Annotated in this window: 1 protein-coding gene; it reads left to right on the top strand. The window is 46.2% G+C overall.

Annotated features, from left to right (window positions below; genetic code table 11):
* The coding region (locus R7R78_RS27000; RefSeq protein ID WP_225474719.1) for a flavodoxin-dependent (E)-4-hydroxy-3-methylbut-2-enyl-diphosphate synthase at positions 1–656 on the top strand (656 nt) is incomplete at both ends.

Below are 656 nucleotides of genomic sequence, written 5' to 3' on the forward strand. Positions count from 1 at the left end.
ACCGTATCGCACTGAAAGTCGCGGAATACGGCGTCGATTGTTTGCGTATCAACCCTGGTAACATTGGTAACGAAGAGCGTATTCGCTCGGTTGTTGATTGTGCGCGTGATAAGAATATCCCGATCCGTATTGGCGTTAATGGCGGCTCTTTGGAAAAAGATCTGCAGATGAAATACGGTGAACCAACGCCTGAAGCCCTAGTTGAATCAGCGATGCGTCATGTGGATCATCTCGATCGTCTTAACTTTGATCAGTTCAAAGTCAGCGTTAAAGCATCGGATGTATTCCTTGCGGTTGATTCTTACCGCTTGCTAGCGAAGAAAATCGACCAGCCACTTCACTTAGGTATTACTGAAGCTGGTGGTGCACGCGCAGGTGCCGTGAAGTCAGCAGTTGGCTTGGGCATGCTTTTATCGGAAGGTATTGGTGATACGTTACGTATCTCTTTAGCTGCTGATCCAGTCGAAGAAATCAAAGTCGGTTTCGATATTCTGAAATCTTTGCGTATTCGCTCTCGTGGCATCAACTTTATTGCTTGCCCTAGTTGTTCACGCCAAGAATTCGATGTTATTGGTACCGTAAATGCGCTTGAGCAGCGTTTAGAAGACATCATCACGCCAATGGATGTGTCTATTATTGGCTGTGTGGTAAATGGT

The sequence above is a fragment of the Vibrio sp. 2134-1 genome, assembly GCF_033339495.1.